Origin of the sequence: Caulobacter sp. RHG1, assembly GCF_013181195.1 — a bacterium.
In the GTDB taxonomy this organism is placed as follows: domain Bacteria; phylum Pseudomonadota; class Alphaproteobacteria; order Caulobacterales; family Caulobacteraceae; genus Caulobacter.
This window is the reverse complement of the sequence record NZ_SMZP01000002.1, coordinates 51,921-69,359: the sequence shown is the minus strand read 5'-3', so window position 1 is coordinate 69,359 and position 17,439 is coordinate 51,921. Positions and strand designations below refer to the sequence as shown.

Here is a 17,439-nt window from a genome sequence, read left to right as displayed (position 1 = left end):
CATCGACGCGTCGTAGCCAGAGGGCATGGAGTTTCTCAAAGATCGACGGGTCATCATCGCCGGCGGCGCCGGCTTGGCGCTCGTGGCTGGCCTGGGCATCGCCGTGGCCCTGATGACGGGTCATGACAAGAAGGCCCCCGAGGCGCCGCCCGCCTCGCGCGGCGGCCTGATCGTCGAAACCGGTCGCGACGACGACACCAAGCTCGATCCGGCCCGCCCGCTGCGCTGCTTCGTCGGCGGCGCCTTCGTCGGCGAGATCACCCTGGCCGAATGCGCCAAGAAGAACGGCGTCGCCACCGGCGCCCTGGACGTCGGCGTCGACGAGACCGGCGCCTTGGCCGCCGCTGATCAGGCCGGCACCGTCCTCACGCCGCTGCCGCCGACTCCTGCCGTTTCCGCGCCCGTCGCGCCGCCGGTCGCCGCCCCCAGCGCGCCGAGCGCTCCCAGCACGCCGCTGGCTGCCTGCTGGCGCTATGCCGGCAGCGAATGGCGTCGCCTGCCGGGCGAGATCACCCTGAGCGCCTGCGCCCAGCAACTGTTCGGCGGTCGTTGCGAACGCCCAGGCGGCGCCACCTACGGCCGCTGGGGCGAGGAGACGCTCCGCCTCGTTCCGGGGCGCGTCGAGATCTCGTCGGACAACCGAAGCTTCCACACTGCGTTCGATCAAGGCGCAAACTGCTCTATCCCGAACGCCGGTTAGGATTTATAAGTGTAATCCATGAAGACGCCTGTTCTCGCCGCCGCCGTCCTGCTCACCGTCTCGAGCCTCGCGCTCGCAGGCTGCGAAAAGCAGACCAAGCCGCCCTTCGAGACGGGGGTCTGCTTCCACGTGGCGACCAACAAGGATGGGTCTCTGCGCTACAATCCCGTGGCTCGCAACGTGCCGACGATGGAAGAGTGCGCCGGCACGCTGGAGGGCATGCGTCAGCGCTTCATCCGCATGGGCAGCCCTAGCCGCTCGATGGTCGGATCCTATCAGGGCTCCTTCCTGTTCATCGAGAAGGAAGGCATCCTGCTGGGCCAGACCTATGAGGGACCGCGCTACATGTCGCTGGTTCCGACGGGTGACGGCCGCCTGGCCCCTCCCGGCGCCATTCGCCGCGAGCCCTAAGCTTCGGGATAAGGCGGGGGGCGGTTCGTCCGTCCACAGCCCTCTTTGGCACCCGACCGGTCGTCCACAAGAACGTATTGGGAACAAAACTTGCGCCCCCTTTGAGCTTTCGTTAACGTCTCGCTCCAGATTCCGGCGCAAGGGTCGCCGGGCGAGAGCGAGAACAAGCGAATGGCGGGCAGCGTCAACAAGGTCATCCTGGTCGGCAACCTCGGGGCCGATCCCGAGATCCGCAGCCTGGGTTCGGGCGACCGCGTCGCCAATCTCCGCATCGCCACCTCGGAAACCTGGCGCGACCGCAACAGCGGCGAGCGCAAGGAAAAGACCGAGTGGCACCGCGTGGTCATCTTCAACGACAACCTGGTGAAGGTCGCCGAGCAGTACCTGCGCAAGGGCTCGACCGTCTACATCGAGGGCGCGATCCAGACCCGCAAGTGGACCGACAACACCGGCGCCGAGAAGTACTCGACCGAAATCGTCCTGCAGAAGTTCCGCGGTGAACTGACCATGCTGGGCGGCCGTGGCGACAGCGCCGGCGCCTCTTCGGGCGGTGGCGACGACAGCTACGGCGGCGGCTATTCGGGCGGCGGTGGCGGCGGCTCCAGCTTCGGCGGTGGCGGCGGTCAGCGCAGCCAACCCAGCGGTCCGCGTGAGAACTTCTCGGCCGACCTGGACGACGAAATTCCGTTCTAGGCGACAGCCTGACGAAGAAGTGGACAGTCGCCGGCCAAGCCGACGACGACTGTCCACGGGGGCGAGCGGCGGGCGATCCGGAAACGGTCGCCCGCCGCTTTCATTTGAGGTTGCGGCTCACCAGAGTACGCCGTCGACCGGCTTCAGGGGCTGGGGCGCTGGGGCGCCGATAGCCTCCAGCAGATCGATCTCGATCGTCTGGCACATGGCCGTCATCGGGACGTCGTGGACGGTGTTGGCGAACGGGTCGACCAGGTCGTCGCCGATGCGCAGCACTGCCAGGAACATCAGGCCGATCAGGGTCGAGCCGATCGGCGTGGCCCAGCCCAGGGTCTCGACCAGTCCCACAGGCAGCAGGACGCAGAACAGCCGGGCGAAGAACTCTGGAAAGCTGCGGTACTGGGCCGGCAACGGCGTATTCTTCAGCCGTTCCATGCCGCCTTGAGCATTGGCGATGTCGATCATCACGCGCTCAAGCTGGGCCTGTTGGATGGTGTCGATGCGCTGCTCGCGAGCCGCCTCGGCGATCAGGCGCGCCACGCCGTCCAGCAGTCCGTTGGCCGGGTTCTGGCGACGCAGGGCGTCGTCAGCCTCGTCCGCGCTGAGCAGGCGTCGCACATCCGCCGATGGATCCGTCCGGCGCAGCTGGTTACGGAGGGCGTGAGCATAGGCGATCTGCCGCACGACGATGTCGCGTTTCAGGCTTTCCGAACGCGCGTCGCCGTGGCCCAGGAAGGCGACGACCGCCCGCGCCAGGCTGCGTGAGGCGTTGATCAGAGAGCCCCACAGGACCCGTCCTTCCCACCAGCGCTGATAGGCGGAGTTGACCCGGAAGCCCAGGAACAGCGCCAGTCCTGTACCGAAAAGCGTGACGGGTAGGGACGGCGCCTGGTGGGGCGATGAGGTCAGATAATAGACCGTAACCGCCACGTCCCACACGAACAGCGCCGCCAGCACCCGCCATACGCCGACGAAGGTGCGGCGTATGCGCGGCGTGCCCAGAGGGATCATCACGCCCTCCACATGGCGGCCATGTGGTCGCGCATATAGGTCGACACGGGCCTTAATCGAGTGCGTGGTCATTCGAGGCCAGCCAGTGCTGGACGCCCACCAGGCCGACGATCAGGGCGGCCTTGATCAGGGCCGAATGTACGGCCGGGCCGAGGTCCGGCAGGCTCTGCAGGACCAGGCCTCCCAGGATCAGCACCGCGCCATAGATCGGCAGCATCTCGATATCGGTCCAGCTCAGCCGTTCTTCTTCGCGGCGTGTGGCGGTCGTGATCATGAGGGTGTCTCCATCCAGAAATCAGGGTGCGTCGCGAAGACGGTGAAGCTGTCTTCGCATTCGCAAAAAAGGATTGGAGCCCATTCCGACTTCGTCAATCGATCGAATGTCTGGGAAACTCAGTCTTTCGCTATCGTCAATAATGAGACTTCATGAGACGAGAAATGTGAACCCGTGTGTCTGCACTAAATTCCAACAGATAAATTTTGTAACGATCGATTGGTGATTTGCGACTTGTTCTATTGAGGATCAATCATAGCTTCCCGCCATGCCGGACAGGTTCACTGAAATATCATCGTTTGTCCAAGTCGCTGCGACGGGAAGCTTGACGTCAGCTGCTCGATCCATGGGTTTGTCGCTCGGTGCAATCAGCCGGCGATTGACCCAGCTGGAGGCGCGGCTTGGGGTGACATTGCTGCATCGCACCACGCGATCGGTCGTGCTGACCGACCGTGGGCGGCAGTTCTTCCAACGCGCGTCGCACCTGCTGACCGAGCTTGAGACGGCCGAGCAGGAGGTCGCCAACGACGCGGACATCCTGGCGGGGCCCTTGCGGATCATCGCCGGCATGGAGTTCGGCCGGCGACGACTGGCGCCGCTGCTGCAGGAGTTCCGGCTACTGCATCCCGAGCTGCGGGTTCACCTCGACGCGGTCCAGCATGACGCCAGGCTGGTCGAGGGCGGCTATGACCTGGCGATCTGGGTCGGAGACCTGCCGGATTCCAGCCTGATCGTCCGGCGACTGGCGCCGAACCGGCGGGTGATCTGCGCTGCGCCCGACTATCTACGACGCCGCGGCGCGCCGCGGAACCTGAGTGATCTCGTACGCCACGACTGCATCGTGGTCGGCTCGTCCGAGGCCGACCGCTGGCGGCTGGCCGACGGTCAGTCGATCAAGCTGCGTCATCCGCTGACGACCAACGATCTGGCGCTGGCTCATGCCTGGGCGGTCGGCGGCGCCGGCCTGGCGGTGAAGTCGCTGTGGGACGTGGAGGACGAGCTGCGCAACGGCGAGCTGGAAGTGGTCCTGCCGCACCTGGCGCTGCCGGAAAGCGCGGTCAACGCCGTCTATCCCCGCAGCCGCGACGCGGCGGCCAAGGTGCGCGCCTGCATCGGCTTCCTGGCCGACAAGCTCAAGGCGGCCGCGCCGGTGGCTAGAGCATTTTTCGAGCGAAGCGGATCCCGTTCACGTGAAGAAAAATGCGTCAAAACAAAAGACTAGAGCTCACGGGCTGACGGACTCAGATCGTGAGCTCTAGAGCAGCGCCGCAGGATCGCCCCATCGATAGCGCACGACGTCGACCTGGCGGCCGCCCGGCGCGACTTCGTCATAGCGTGCGACCTCGACGCCGCCCTTGCGCTCGTAGAAGTCCAGCGCTGCGGCGTTCGGCGCGTAGACCTCCAGGTGCAGTGGCGCGGCCGCATGATCTTCGACCAGCCAGAGGGCCACGCCGGCCAGCAGGGCCGTGCCCAGCCCGCCGCCCTTGCGCTCGGGCGCGACGTGCAGATTGTCCAGCAGGGCGCCGACCTCTGGCTTCAGTCGGAATGAGGCATAGGCCAGGCCCAAGGGCGTCGCGCCGTCCATCGCCGCCAGGATCAGATCCTGGCTTGGCTGGAAATCGGCGAACCGCGCGCGCCACGACGCTCGCGAGACTGCAGCCAGCTCCGAGTCCAGGTAGCTGTCTCCATAGAGCCCGCGATAGGCGATCTGGCGGCTGCGCGTATGAAGATCGGCGATCGCATCCGGATCACCATGGGATGTGTCGAGTCGGACCAGCGCAGGCGTCATCCGTTGACTAGGCGACACTTCATGACGTCGAGGCAAGCTGTCGTGCCTGGTATGATGTCCGGGAAGTCGCCAGATCGCTGTCCGATTGTCTGAAATCTCGCCAAGGCCGTCGAACGGAAAGCGGTGTCATTGGAAATATTTGCCGAATTCTCTTGTTGATGACGGGAACGCGAAGCGCCAGTGGACGCGTTCTTGGGCGAGGTGCTACTGAGGCCACGGATATTGCACTGCGGGATCACGACGAAGCAGCGCTGTTCCAAGGCGAGACGCCCCGACAGAGGGCGCGGCCTTCTTCACTTATCGCAGGGTGAGAATGAAAATGCCGGTTGAGACGCTGACCAAGGCTCGGTGGGTCTATGCTTTCGGTGGGGGCGGCGCGGATGGCGACGCCTCGATGAAGAACCTCCTCGGGGGGAAGGGCGCCAATCTCGCGGAGATGTCGGCCCTGGGCCTGCCGGTGCCGCCAGGCTTTACGATCACCACCGAGGCCTGCGTTCACTACTATTCGAACGGCAAGCAGTACCCGGCCGAGCTGGCTCAACAGGTCGCTGCCGGCCTGGCCAAGGTCGAGGAGATCACGGGTAAGACGTTCGGCGACGTCACCAACCCGCTGCTGGTCTCGGTGCGCTCGGGCGCCCGGGCCTCGATGCCGGGCATGATGGACACGGTGTTGAATCTCGGCCTCAACGACGCCACCGTCGAAGGCCTGGCCAAGCTGTCGGGCGACCGGCGCTTCGCCTATGACAGCTATCGCCGCTTCATCCAGATGTACTCGAACGTCGTGCTCGACCTGGAGCACCACATGTTCGAGGAGATCCTGGACGACCACAAGGATCGCCTGGACGTCCATGTCGACACCGGCCTCACCGCCGACGACTGGGCCGACGTGATCAAGGACTACAAGGCCGCCGTCCAGGAGCAACTGGGCAAGCCGTTCCCGCAGGACGCTCAGGAGCAGCTGTGGGGCGCCGTCGGCGCCGTGTTCGCCAGCTGGATGAACGACCGCGCCAAGTTCTATCGCCGCATGCACGACATCCCGGAAAGCTGGGGCACGGCCGTCAACATCCAGTCGATGGTGTTCGGCAACATGGGCGACACCTCGGCGACGGGCGTGGCCTTCACCCGCAATCCGTCGAACGGCGACAACCGCCTCTATGGCGAGTTCCTGATCAACGCCCAGGGCGAGGACGTGGTGGCGGGCATCCGCACGCCGCAATCGCTGACCAAGGCCGCCCGCGAGGAGATGGGCGACGTCGCCCCCTCGATGGAAGAGGCGATGCCGGAGGTGTTCGCCCAGTTCAAGTCGGTGGTCGAGACGCTGGAGCGTCACTATCGCGACATGCAGGACATCGAGTTCACGGTGGAGCAGGGCGTGCTCTACATGCTGCAGACCCGCAACGGTAAGCGCACCGCCAAGGCCGCGCTGAAGATCGCGGTCGACATGGCGGCCGAGGGCGTGATCACCAAGGAAGAAGGCATCGGCCGCGTCGAGCCGGCCTCGCTGGACCAACTGCTGCACCCGACCATTGATCCGGCCGCCCATCGCGACGTGATCACCACCGGCCTGCCGGCCTCGCCCGGCGCGGCGACCGGCAAGATCGTGTTCGACAGCGATGCGGCCGAAAAGGCCGCCGCCAATGGCGAGTCGGTCATCCTGGTGCGCGAGGAAACCTCGCCCGAGGACATTCACGGCATGCACGCCGCTCGCGGCATCATCACCGCCCGCGGCGGCATGACCAGCCATGCCGCGGTCGTGGCGCGCGGCATGGGCCGGCCTTGCGTCTCCGGCGCCGGCGACGTGTCGATCTTCGCCAAGGAAGGCCTGTTCCGCGTCCGTGGGCGCGAGTTCAAGACCGGCGAGATCATCACCATCGACGGTTCGACCGGCGAGATCCTGGCCGGCGCGCCACGCATGATCGAGCCCGAGCTGACCGGCGACTTCGCCACCCTGATGGGCTGGGCCGACCAGGTCCGCCGCCTGAAGGTGCGCGCCAACGCCGAGACGCCGCTGGACGCCAAGACCGCCCGGCAGTTCGGCGCCGAAGGCATCGGCCTGTGCCGCACCGAGCACATGTTCTTCGACGACACCCGGATCGCCGCCGTGCGCGAGATGATCCTGGCCGACGACGAGAAGGGTCGCCGCACGGCCCTGGCCAAGATCGCGCCGTTCCAGAAGGCCGACTTCGTCGAGCTGTTCACGATCATGGAGGGCCTGCCGGTCACGATCCGCCTGCTGGATCCGCCGCTGCACGAGTTCCTGCCGCACACCGAGGAAGACGTCGAGGCCGTGGCCAGGGCGACGGGCTTGGACGCCGCCAAGCTGCTGCGCCGCGCCAAGGAGCTGCACGAGACCAACCCGATGCTGGGCCACCGCGGCTGCCGCCTGGGCGTGTCGTATCCCGAGATTTACGAGATGCAGGTCCGCGCCATCCTCGAGGCCGCCTGCGAAATCGCCAAGTCGGGCAAGGCTGCTCCGGTTCCTGAGATCATGCACCCGCTGGTCGCCAAGGGCGAGGAGATGAAGTACCTGCGCGACCTGACCGACCGCGTCGCCAAGGCGGTGCTGGAAGAGCAGGGCGTGGCGCTGGAATACACCGTCGGCACCATGATCGAGCTGCCCCGCGCCGCCTTGCGGGCCGGCGACCTCGCTGAAAACGCCGCGTTCTTCAGCTTCGGCACCAACGACCTGACGCAGACGACGTTCGGCATCAGCCGCGACGACGCCGGCAAGTTCCTGGGCGCCTATATCGACAAGGGCATCTTCGAAAAGGACCCCTTCGTCAGCCTCGACCAGGAGGGCGTGGGCGACCTGATCCGCATCGCCGCCGAGCGCGGTCGCGCGGCCCGTCCGGACGTCAAGCTGGGCATCTGCGGGGAGCATGGCGGCGATCCGGCCTCGATCAGCTTCTGCGAAACGGTCGGCCTAGACTACGTGTCGTGCTCGCCCTACCGGGTGCCGATCGCCAGGCTGGCGGCCGCTCAAGCGGCTCTGGCCAACAAGGGCTAGATCATAAGGGCCTCATGCTGGACAGCATGGGGCCCTTTCCCTATCCGGGGTCTTCGAGACACTCGGGGGACTTCATGGCCTATCTGCGCTGGCGCCGGTTCACGGAACTGGCTTCGCTCGACCGTCCGTGGCTGGGTGAGCTGTTCATGCGCAAGCGGGGCAAGCCGATCATCGCCGCCCCGGTCGAGAAGTGGGACGCCGAGTACCAGGACGGGATCTATGACCGCCTGAGCCGTTCCGAGCAGCGCCACCATCACCGTCTGCTGGCGGCCATGATCGCCGACCGGTGGCCCAATCCGCGCGTGCTGGAGATCGGGGCGGGCGAGGGGGTGTTCTACGAGGCGCTGCGCGCCCACCGCCCGGCCCGTTATGTCGGGGTCGACTTCTCCAAGCCGGCCATCGAGCGCGGCGAGATGCGCCTGGCGCCCGAAATCGCCATCGGCGAGGTCAAGATGCTGCTGGGCGACGGCCGCACCTTCGCCACCGACGAGACCTTCGATGTCGTGGTGTTTTCAGAATGTGTCGAGCATCTGGGCGAGGTCGAGGACCTGATCGCTCACTACGCTCCGAATCTGAAGCCCGGCGGCGCGATCGGCCTGACCATGTGGCTGGCGCTCAAGCCGCTACGCCTGTGGCATCGCCTCAAGGCCATGGGCCCGGTGCTGGACGAGGCGGTGATTAACACGCCCTGGGGCGGCGGCTGGCTGGTCGCGGTCACGCAACCGAAGAGCAAATAGAAAACCGCCCCGAGGCTGGGAGGGAAAGCCTCGGGGCGGTTCGACGGCTGACCAGGCCGCCCGCCCTGGGGGAGGGCGCGAGCGGCGAAACAGGGTCAGCCGTGCAGCTTCACCGCCGTCTCGGCGATCTTGCGGCCTTGGTAGCGGGCGCCGACCAGTTCGTTCTCGGTCGGCTGGCGCGAGCCGTCGCCGCCGGCGATGGTCGTGGCGCCGTAGGGGCTGCCGCCGGTGATCTCGTCCAGGGTCATCTGGCCCGCATGGCCGTAGTCCAGGCCCACCACCACCATGCCGAAGTGCAGCAGGTTGGTGATGATCGAGAACAGGGTGGTCTCCTGGCCGCCGTGCTGGGTGGCGGTCGAGGTGAAGGCCCCGCCGACCTTGCCGTTCAGCGCGCCCTTGGCCCACAGGCCGCCGGCCTGGTCGAGGAACGCCGCCATCTGCGAGCTCATCCGGCCAAACCGCGTGCCCACGCCGACGATGATAGCGTCGTAGTCGGCCAAGTCCTCGATCTTGGCGATCGGAGCCTCCTGGTCGAGCTTGAAGTGCGCCTTCTGGGCGACCTCCAGCGGCGCGGTCTCCGGAACCCGCTTGATGTCGACGGCCGCGCCGCCTTCGCGGACTCCCTCGGCCACCGCCTTGGCCATGGTCTCGATGTGGCCGTACGACGAGTAATAGAGAACCAGAACCTTGGCCATGAGGGCCTCCGTGAAGTGAATGTCGGGTTAGAAGGTCGGACGCGAGGCTAACGGTTCCTCGCGTCCGTTTCTTGTAAGCTTAGGCGGCGTCGACCAGCACCAGCTCGGCGTCTTCCAGGGCGGTGACGGTGATGACGTCCTCGTCCTTGATGCCGGCGCCGTCGCGGGCGTTCAGCTTGACGCCATTGACCTCGACCACGCCGACGGCCGGGACCAGATAGCCGCTACGATCCTTGCCCAGGGCGTAGGTCGTGCTTTCACCGGCCTTCAGCGTCGCGCCCAGAACGCGGGCGTCGGTGCGGATCGGCAGGGCGTCGACATCGTCCTTGAAGCCCGAAGCCAGGGTCACGAACTTGCCCGAGCGGTCGCCCTTGGGGAACGGCTTGGCGCCCCACGACGGCGCGGCGCCGAAGGTCTTGGGCTCGATCCAGATCTGGAAGATCCGGGTGGTTTCCGGCTCGAGATTGTACTCCGAGTGACGGATGCCCGTGCCCGCGCTCATCACCTGGACGTCGCCAGCCTCGGTGCGGCCCTTGTTGCCCAGGTTGTCCTGGTGGGTGATCGCGCCGTCGCGGACGTAGGTGATGATCTCCATGTCGCTGTGCGGGTGCGGCGGGAAGCCGGTGTTGGGGGCGATCTCGTCGTCGTTCCACACCCGCAACGCGCCCCAGTTCATGTTCTTGGGGTCGTAGTAGCTGGCGAACGAGAAGTGGTGCTTGGCGTTCAGCCAGCCGTGGTTGGCGCCGCCGAGAGCGTCAAAGGGTCTGCGATCGATCATGGCTCTAACCTTTCTGTCTTCGAGAGAGCGCCGCGTCGGCGCGTCCTGTTGAGGAAGAAGATAGGCGTCGGCCGAAATTCTTAAATGGAAACTGTTGAAACCTATCGTTTCCAAAACTACGCTTCTTCCATGTCCAAGCTTCCCGATCTCGAAGGCCTCGCCGTGTTCGCCAAGGTGGTGGAGCTGCGCTCGTTCGCCGCCGCCGCCGAGGATCTCGCCATGTCCAAGGCCACCGTCTCCAAGGCCGTTACCCGGCTGGAGGAGCGCCTGGGCGCGCGCCTGTTCAACCGCACCTCGCGCCGCCTGGCCCTGACCGACGCCGGCCAGTCCCTGGTCGAGCGCGCGACGCGCGTGCTGGCCGAGGCTCAGGCCGCAGAGGAGGAGGCCTCGCACCAATCGTCGGCCCCGCGCGGCGTGGTGCGGATCGCCGTGCCGATGTCGCTGGGCATCACCACCCTGGGTCCCGTGCTGCCCGGGTTCTTCGAAGCCTATCCGGAGGTCTCGGTCGACCTGCATCTGTCGGACGCCACCGTCGACCTCGTCGGCATGGGCTTCGACATGGCCCTGCGCGTGGCCGACCTTCCCGACAGCTCGCTGGTCGCCCGCCGGCTGCGCGCAGTGAAGCGTCACGTCGTGGCCTCGCCAGCCTATTGGGACGCACACGGCCGCCCTGCGCATCCGGCCAACCTCGCCGAACACCGCGGCGTCACCTACGGCCATCAGGCCTCGCCCGAGACCTGGCGCTTCAAGCGCGCCGCCCACGAGGAGACCTCGATCCGCCCGAGATCGGTAATCCGCGCCAACAACGGCGACGTCCTGGTGCCGTCATTGATCGCCGGCGTCGGCGTGGCCGTGCTTCCCGACTTCATCGTCGGCCCGGCCATAGCGGCGGGGCAGCTGGAGGAGGTCCTGATCGACTGGACTGCGACCCCGATCGCGCTGCACCTGGTCATGCCGCCGGGCGGCCCCAGGCCGGCGCGGGTGGAGGCGCTGGCGGCCTACCTGACCAAGGCGCTGGGGGCGAGAGGCTAGGGGGCGGACGCACACGGCGTCGCCGGCGGTTCCGCAGACACCCCAACTCCTGAGGCGTTCAGCCCATTGGTCGCTAGCAGCCGTCGGCTCGTCGCCCTAAAAGGAAGAAGGCGAACCGCGACGGCGCGCTGGCGATGTGAAAGTCAGCGCTTGATCGAGCAGTATGGATGGTCCGACGCGGCGACCAGGGCCTTCGCGCCGCACGCGCGCGCCGGTCATATTCCTGGCCGGGTCGTCGCCCAGCATCGCGACGGATATGAGGTGGTGACCGACGAGGGGGCGTTGCGGGCCAAGTCTTCGGGCCGCCTGTTTCACGAAGCGCGGGAAGTCGATCATCCGGCCGTCGGCGACTGGGTGGCGCTGTCGCCGGGCGTCGAAGACACCGCGACGATTCACGCCATCTTGCCGCGCCAGAGCGCTTTCGTTCGCCGGGCGGCCGATAGCGTCCAGACCCTTCAGGTCGTCGCCGCCAATGTCGACGTGGCTTTCGTGGTCACCTCGCTGAACGCCGATCTCAATCCGCGCCGGATCGAACGCTACCTCGCCGCCGCCTGGCAGAGCGGGGCGCGACCCGTGGTGGTGCTGACGAAAGCCGATCTGGCCGAAGATCAGCAAGGGCAGGTCGATGCGATCGCCGCTCTGGCGGCCGGCTGCCCGGTGCTGACGGTCTCCGCGCGGCGCGGCCAGGGTCTGGACGCCCTGCTGGCCCAGGTGGCGCCGGGCGAAACCTGCGTGCTGGTCGGCTCGTCCGGCGTCGGCAAGTCCACTCTGGTCAACGCTTTCCTGGGCGAGGATCTCATGGCCACCCAGGCGATCCGCGAGACCGATGACCAGGGCCGCCACACTACCAGCCATCGCCAGCTTGTCCTGTTGCCCGGCGGCCGCCTCATCCTCGACACGCCTGGTATTCGCGAGGTGGGCCTGATCGACGCCGAGGAAGGCCTGGGCGTGGTGTTCGACGACATCGAGCGCTTGATCGAGACCTGCAAGTTCAACGACTGCGCCCATACCGGAGAGCCTGGCTGCGCCGTGCGGGGGGCTCTGGACAGCGGCGCGCTCGACCCCGCCCGGTGGGCCCACTTCAAGAAGCTCGGCGCCGAACTGGCGGCTATCGAAGCCAAGGCCGAACGCCTCGCCAAGGAGGCCGAACGCCGCCGCCTGGCCAAGCTTCAGAAGGCCTACCGCACCAGCAAGAAGGATGCGCGAGGCGGGGATTGAGCCGACAGGCGGTCCGACCGGTCAACAGTCGCTCCCGCAGATTTAGCGCTCGCTTACGGGCAAAGCGGGCTAGGTGGGAGTTTCCTGACTCAAGAGAGACGCCCATGCCCGCCTTCACCATCGTCACGACCACCGCGACCCAAGGCAGCGATGCGGCGGAAGTCAGCACCCTGAGCGACGACTTTTCCAACGAGAGCGAGGCCCTAGGCTATTCCCGGCGAATGGCCGAGGAAATGGTCGGCATGGCCCATCAGCTGTCGCTGGATTTCGACTTCAGCACCGTGGGTCTCTATGACGGCGATCTGATCGACGAAGAGGTCGACCCGTCGCACGTCGCCTTCCTGGGCGCGTGGGTCCTGGACGAAGAGGGTGTCGCCTTCATCGGCGCGGACGAGTTTCGCGAAGGCGAGACTGGGGCCGAAGCGCCCTAGCTCGCCAAAGTCTGGCGCCGCCCATCAGTACGCGGTCGAGGGAGCCTGCCTGGCAGGTCTCCCTCATCCCGCCCGCATCGTCCACAGCTCCAGATCCTTCTCGCGCCCGATCAGCGCCAGGCCGGACGCGATCGACTCGAACTCGCCGCCGCTCTCGATCTTCTCCGCCCCGAAGCGGCGGAGGAAGATGTCGCGGACGGCGGGGACGAAGGAGCTGCCGCCGGTAAGGAAGACGCGGTCGACGCCGGCTTCGGTGAGGCCGGCGCTGTCCAGGGCCTGGGCGACGGCGGTCTCGATGGCGGTCAGTTCGGGCTGGATCCAGGCCTCGAACTCAGTGCGCTGGACGGGCTTCTCGATGTGGACCGAGCCGGCCTCGAAGCGGAAGGTGGCTTCCGTCTGGCTGGACAGCGCTTCCTTGAGGGCCGAGACCGAGCGGTAGAGGGCGTAGCCGTGGTTGCCGTCCAGCACCTCGATCAGGGCGGCGATCTTGTCGGGCTCGACGGCGGTGCGCTCCAGGGCGCGGATGTCGCGCATGTCCTTGGAGGCGCGCAGCAGGGCCAGTTGGTCCCAGCGGGCGAAGGCGGCGTAGTAGCGCTGTGGGATCGGCAGGCTGTTGGAGAACGAGCGGTACTCCGAGCCCTTGCCCAGCTCCGGCGAGACCAGCTGGTCGATGATCCGGTAGTCGAAGGCGTCGCCGGCGACGCCGACACCCGAACGCGACAGCGGGGTGGAGCGCAGCGTGCCGTCGGCGTCGCGCTCGAAGCGGACCAGCGAGAAGTCCGAGGTGCCGCCGCCGAAGTCAGCGACCAGCACGGTGGCGTCCTGCTTCAGCTGGCGGGCGAAGAAGAAGGCTGCGCCGACGGGCTCGTAGGCGTAGCGAATGTCGGAAAAGCCCAGGCGCTTGAAGGCTTCCTCGTAGCGGGAGAGGGCCAGGCCCTCGTTGGGCGAGGAGCCGGCGAAGGTCACCGGGCGGCCGACGATGATGCGCGGGGGCAGGGCGTCCAGCTGGCCGGCGGCGTGGTCCTTCAGGCGCAGCAGGAAAGCGGCCAGCAGGTCCTCGAACAGGTAGCGCTTGTTGAGGATGCGGGTCTCGGTGAAGGCCTGGGAGGCCGCGAAGGTCTTGAACGACTGGATGAACCGCGTCTCCAGCGGATCTTCCAGATACGACTCGATGGCCCACGGGCCGGCCTCGACGACGCGTTCGTTGACCCCGCCGCCCTCGCCCTGGACGCTGTGGAAGCTGAGCGCCGAGCGGAAGGCGAACAGGTCGCGGTTGTCCAGCTGGAAGCGGACCAGCTTGGCGGCGTCGTCGCCGAAGGTCAGCGACACGACAGTGTTGGTGGTGCCGAAGTCGACGCCGATGGTCGACGGCATAAGGGTGGCCGTCATTGCGGGCTCGATCATTCTGGGGAGGAGGGGCGAGCGTCGTACCGTCTCTCTGACGAAGGTCAAGTGACGAGCGCCTTAAGGCCGCATTTACCGTCCCGGCTGGACCCTTCGCGTCAACGGTCGGCGAACACGATTCGACCTGACACCGGTTTCTCCGGGTCTAGGGTGCAGGGGGAGTACGGCGATGAAGCTCGACGATCTGAAGATCTCGTCCAAGGTTCTGTTGCCGGCCGCCGTGCTGGCGATCGCGACCGTCGCCTGCGCGGGCCTCGGCGTCTGGCAGCAGAAGCGCGCGGATGCGGCGACGGAGGTGCTGGTCTCCCAGCGCTCGCCGGCCGAGATCCAGTCGGCCCGCTTCCTGCGTCGGATCAGCATGATGGGCTACGCGGCCCACAGGGTGGTGACCTATGACGGCGCCTCCGACCAGGCCAGCGCGGCGTCGAAGGAGCTGGACAAGGTCTATGCCGAGGGCGCCGAGAGCCTGGACAAGATCACTGCCGTCGATCCCTCGACCGCCGAGTACACCGCCGGCATCAAGACCAAGCTGGACGCGGCCTATGCCGACGCCCGTTCTGCCGCCGACCTAGGGCTGAAGAACGACGACGCCGGCGCGGCGGGCGTGCTGGCGCGGCTGGACCCGGCCATCGACGGCCTGGCCAAGGAGGGCAAGGCCTGGGGCGATGTCTACAACAAGGACACCGCCGCCATGGTCGAGAGCGCCAGCCAGTCGGCAAAGGCCGGCTCTTGGCTGACCCTGCTGTTTGGCCTGGGGGCGGCCGCCTGCGGCATGGGCTTTGCGCTCTATATCGGGTCGTTCAAGATCTCGCGGCCGGTGCGATCGCTGTCGCGGACTATGACAGGCCTCGCCGACGGCCAGCTGGACGTTTCGGTCGTCGGGGCAGGGCGTCAGGACGAGGTCGGGCTGATGGCCCGCGCCGTCCAGGTGTTCAAGGACAACGCCGTGGCTCTGCGCACGGCCCAGGCCGAGCAGGCCCGGGTCAGCGCTGCGTCCGACAGCGAACGGGCCCGCAGCGAGGCCGTGACCTCCGCCGCCGCGCGCGAGCAGGTCTTCGTCATGGAGCGGCTGGCCAATGCGTTGTCGCGGCTGTCGAACGGCGACCTGACCGTGCGGGTCACCGACGCCTTCCCCTCGGCCTATGAGGCTGTGCGGACCGACTTCAACGCCGCCATCGCCCAGCTGGACGAAGCCATGGGCGGCATCGTCGCCGTGGTCGGGGCGGTGGGCTCCAGCGCCGACGAGATCGCCGCCGCCGCCGACAACACCGCCCGCCGCAGCGAGCAGCAGGCCGCCAGCCTGGAAGAGACCGCCGCGGCCCTGGACGAGATCACCGCCACCGTGCGCCGCGCCTCGCAAGGGGCCGGCGAGGCCAGCCGCGTGGTCACCGCCACCCGCGCCGACGCCGAGACCTCCGGCCGCGTGGTGCGTGGCGCGGTGGCGGCCATGACCGGCATCGAGCAGTCTTCGGCTCAGATCAGCAACATCGTCGGCGTGATCGACGAGATCGCCTTTCAGACCAACCTCCTGGCCCTGAACGCCGGCGTCGAGGCCGCGCGCGCCGGTGACAGCGGCAAGGGCTTCGCGGTCGTCGCCCAAGAGGTGCGGGCCCTGGCCCAGCGCTCGGCCGACGCGGCGCGCGAGATCAAGAGCCTGATCGCCGCCTCGACCCAGCAGGTCGACGAGGGCGTGCGGCTGGTCGGCCAGACCGGCGAGGCCCTGGACGGCATCGTGCTGAAGGTCGGCGAGATCGACGCCTTGGTCTCGGAGCTGGCCAGCTCGGCCAGTGAGCAGGCGCGGGGCCTCAACGAGGTCAACACCGCCGTCAACCAGATGGACCAGGGCGTGCAGCAGAACGCGGCCATGGTCGAGCAGTCCACCGCCGTCAGCCACGCCCTGAAGGGCGAGATCGCCGGCCTGACGCGGATGATCGGCCGCTTCGAGGTCAGTCAGGCGGCGAGGCCCCAGATCGCCTCGCGTCCGGGCCATCGCCGCGTGGGCTGATTGACTTCCGGCGCTTGCTCGGCTCGAACGGGACCGGGCAAGTGATGGGAAGACCTTGGAAAACTACGACGTTCTGGTGATCGGCGCGGGCGCGGCCGGCATGATGTGCGCCATCGAGGCGGGCAAGCGCGGCCGCTCGGTGCTGGTCGTCGACCATGCCAAGGCGCCGGGCGAGAAGATCCGCATCAGCGGCGGCGGGCGGTGCAACTTCACCAACACCGGCGCCAGCATCCATAACTTCCTGTCGGCCAACCCGAAGTTCGCCCTGTCGGCTCTGCGCCGATACCGGCCGAAGGACTTCATCGCCTTGGTTGAGCGCTACGGCATCGCCTATCACGAGAAGACGCTGGGGCAGCTCTTCTGCGACGGCTCGGCCAAGCAGATCATCGACATGCTGCTGACCGAGATGAAGGCCGCCGGCGTCAAGCTGCGGCTGGAGACGGTCGTGCAGAGCGTGACCAAGGCCGACGCCGGCTACGACGTGACGCTGTCGTCCGGTGCGGTGCGGTGCGCCTCGCTGGTGGTGGCCAGCGGCGGCAAGTCGATCCCGAAGATGGGCGCGACGGGCCTGGGCTACGATATCGCCAAGCAGTTCGGGTTGAACATCATCGAGACCCGTCCGGCCCTGGTGCCGCTGACCTTCGAGGCCGGCATGCTGGCGCGACTCGTCCCGCTGTCGGGCGTGGCGCTGGACGCCGTGGTCAGCCGTGGCAAGACCAAGTTCCAGGAAGGCATGCTGTTCACCCATCGCGGCCTTTCGGGGCCGTCGATCCTGCAGATCTCGTCCTATTGGCGCGAGGGCGACGAGATCCGGGTCGACATGGCGCCGGGCGTCGACGCCCTGGCCAAGCTGAAGGCCGCCCGCACGGCCACGCCGCGCCAGGCGGTGGCGACGGTGCTGGCGACCCTGCTGCCCAAGCGCGTGGCGCAGATCATCGCCGACGAAGAGGCCGCCGGCAAAGGCAACATCGCCGACTGTTCGGACAAGGTGCTGGGCGCCCTGGCCGGCGCGGTCAACGCCTGGACGTTCAAGCCGGTGGGCTCGGAAGGCTATCGCACCGCGGAAGTGACGCTGGGCGGGGTCGACACCGATGCGCTGGACTCCCGCACCCTGGAAGCCAAGGCGGTCCCGGGACTCTACTTCATCGGCGAGGTGGTCGACGTCACCGGCTGGCTGGGCGGCTATAACTTCCAGTGGGCCTGGGCGTCGGGCTGGTCGGCCGGCCAGAGCGTCTGAACGGCGCGCCTAAAGAA

General features: G+C 67.4%; 17 protein-coding genes. 11 read left to right on the top strand and 6 right to left on the bottom strand.

Annotated elements, in window-relative coordinates; all coding sequences use genetic code 11:
* The first annotated feature begins 25 nt into the window (after positions 1-25).
* From E1H18_RS04240 to ssb, 3 genes are all read left to right on the top strand, one after another.
* Complete coding sequence (locus E1H18_RS04240) at positions 26-700, top strand: hypothetical protein (RefSeq protein ID WP_172264032.1); 675 nt, start codon at positions 26-28, stop codon at positions 698-700.
* An 18-nt stretch (positions 701-718) separates the two neighbouring features.
* A complete protein-coding gene (locus E1H18_RS04235; RefSeq protein WP_172264030.1) occupies positions 719-1,111 on the top strand; it encodes a hypothetical protein in 393 nt (130 codons plus the stop codon).
* Positions 1,112-1,282: 171 nt separating this feature from the next.
* On the top strand, positions 1,283-1,804 hold the full coding sequence (gene ssb / locus E1H18_RS04230) for a single-stranded DNA-binding protein (protein WP_172264028.1): 522 nt from the start codon (positions 1,283-1,285) through the stop codon (positions 1,802-1,804).
* Positions 1,805-1,921: 117 nt separating this feature from the next.
* Here the strand turns inward: ssb and E1H18_RS04225 are convergent, their stop codons facing one another.
* A complete protein-coding gene (locus E1H18_RS04225) occupies positions 1,922-2,815 on the bottom strand; it encodes a bestrophin family protein (protein WP_172264026.1) in 894 nt (297 codons plus the stop codon).
* 52 nt (positions 2,816-2,867) lie between these two features.
* Positions 2,868-3,089 carry a hypothetical protein gene (locus tag E1H18_RS04220; RefSeq protein ID WP_172264024.1) on the bottom strand — a complete coding sequence of 74 codons (222 nt, stop codon included), beginning with the start codon at positions 3,087-3,089 and terminating at the stop codon, positions 2,868-2,870.
* 268 nt (positions 3,090-3,357) lie between these two features.
* On the opposite strand from E1H18_RS04220, the gene E1H18_RS04215 reads away from it, so the two are divergent.
* Positions 3,358-4,311, top strand: coding sequence for a LysR substrate-binding domain-containing protein (locus E1H18_RS04215; protein ID WP_172264022.1), 954 nt, complete (start codon positions 3,358-3,360; stop codon positions 4,309-4,311).
* A 33-nt stretch (positions 4,312-4,344) separates the two neighbouring features.
* Here the strand turns inward: E1H18_RS04215 and E1H18_RS04210 are convergent, their stop codons facing one another.
* A complete protein-coding gene (locus E1H18_RS04210; RefSeq protein ID WP_172264020.1) occupies positions 4,345-4,878 on the bottom strand; it encodes a GNAT family N-acetyltransferase in 534 nt (177 codons plus the stop codon).
* Between the two features lie 319 nt (positions 4,879-5,197).
* Between E1H18_RS04210 and ppdK the strand changes: the two genes are divergently transcribed.
* Positions 5,198-7,885, top strand: a complete 2,688-nt coding sequence (ppdK, locus tag E1H18_RS04205; protein ID WP_172264018.1) for a pyruvate, phosphate dikinase — start codon at positions 5,198-5,200, stop codon at positions 7,883-7,885.
* A gap of 74 nt (positions 7,886-7,959) precedes the next feature.
* On the top strand, positions 7,960-8,622 hold the full coding sequence (locus tag E1H18_RS04200) for a trans-aconitate 2-methyltransferase (protein ID WP_172264016.1): 663 nt from the start codon (positions 7,960-7,962) through the stop codon (positions 8,620-8,622).
* Between the two features lie 95 nt (positions 8,623-8,717).
* Here the strand turns inward: E1H18_RS04200 and wrbA are convergent, their stop codons facing one another.
* Positions 8,718-9,317, bottom strand: coding sequence for an NAD(P)H:quinone oxidoreductase (wrbA, locus tag E1H18_RS04195; RefSeq protein WP_172264014.1), 600 nt, complete (start codon positions 9,315-9,317; stop codon positions 8,718-8,720).
* A 79-nt stretch (positions 9,318-9,396) separates the two neighbouring features.
* Positions 9,397-10,095, bottom strand: coding sequence for a pirin family protein (locus tag E1H18_RS04190; RefSeq protein WP_172264012.1), 699 nt, complete (start codon positions 10,093-10,095; stop codon positions 9,397-9,399).
* 129 nt (positions 10,096-10,224) lie between these two features.
* Here E1H18_RS04190 and E1H18_RS04185 point away from each other — a divergent pair, with 129 nt between their 5' ends.
* From E1H18_RS04185 to E1H18_RS04175, 3 genes are all read left to right on the top strand, one after another.
* The gene (locus E1H18_RS04185; RefSeq protein ID WP_172264010.1) at positions 10,225-11,127 is read left to right on the top strand and encodes a LysR family transcriptional regulator; all 903 of its coding nucleotides are present in this window, start codon (positions 10,225-10,227) and stop codon (positions 11,125-11,127) included.
* 150 nt (positions 11,128-11,277) lie between these two features.
* A complete protein-coding gene (gene rsgA, locus E1H18_RS04180) occupies positions 11,278-12,345 on the top strand; it encodes a ribosome small subunit-dependent GTPase A (protein ID WP_172264008.1) in 1,068 nt (355 codons plus the stop codon).
* 104 nt (positions 12,346-12,449) lie between these two features.
* Complete coding sequence (locus E1H18_RS04175; RefSeq protein WP_172264006.1) at positions 12,450-12,776, top strand: hypothetical protein; 327 nt, start codon at positions 12,450-12,452, stop codon at positions 12,774-12,776.
* A gap of 63 nt (positions 12,777-12,839) precedes the next feature.
* On the opposite strand, the gene E1H18_RS04170 is transcribed toward E1H18_RS04175, so the two are convergent.
* Positions 12,840-14,180 carry an Hsp70 family protein gene (locus E1H18_RS04170; RefSeq protein WP_172264004.1) on the bottom strand — a complete coding sequence of 447 codons (1,341 nt, stop codon included), beginning with the start codon at positions 14,178-14,180 and terminating at the stop codon, positions 12,840-12,842.
* Positions 14,181-14,349: 169 nt separating this feature from the next.
* On the opposite strand from E1H18_RS04170, the gene E1H18_RS04165 reads away from it, so the two are divergent.
* Positions 14,350-16,185, top strand: coding sequence for a methyl-accepting chemotaxis protein (locus tag E1H18_RS04165; protein WP_172264002.1), 1,836 nt, complete (start codon positions 14,350-14,352; stop codon positions 16,183-16,185).
* A 55-nt stretch (positions 16,186-16,240) separates the two neighbouring features.
* A complete protein-coding gene (locus E1H18_RS04160; protein ID WP_172264000.1) occupies positions 16,241-17,422 on the top strand; it encodes an NAD(P)/FAD-dependent oxidoreductase in 1,182 nt (393 codons plus the stop codon).
* Positions 17,423-17,439 lie beyond the last annotated feature (17 nt).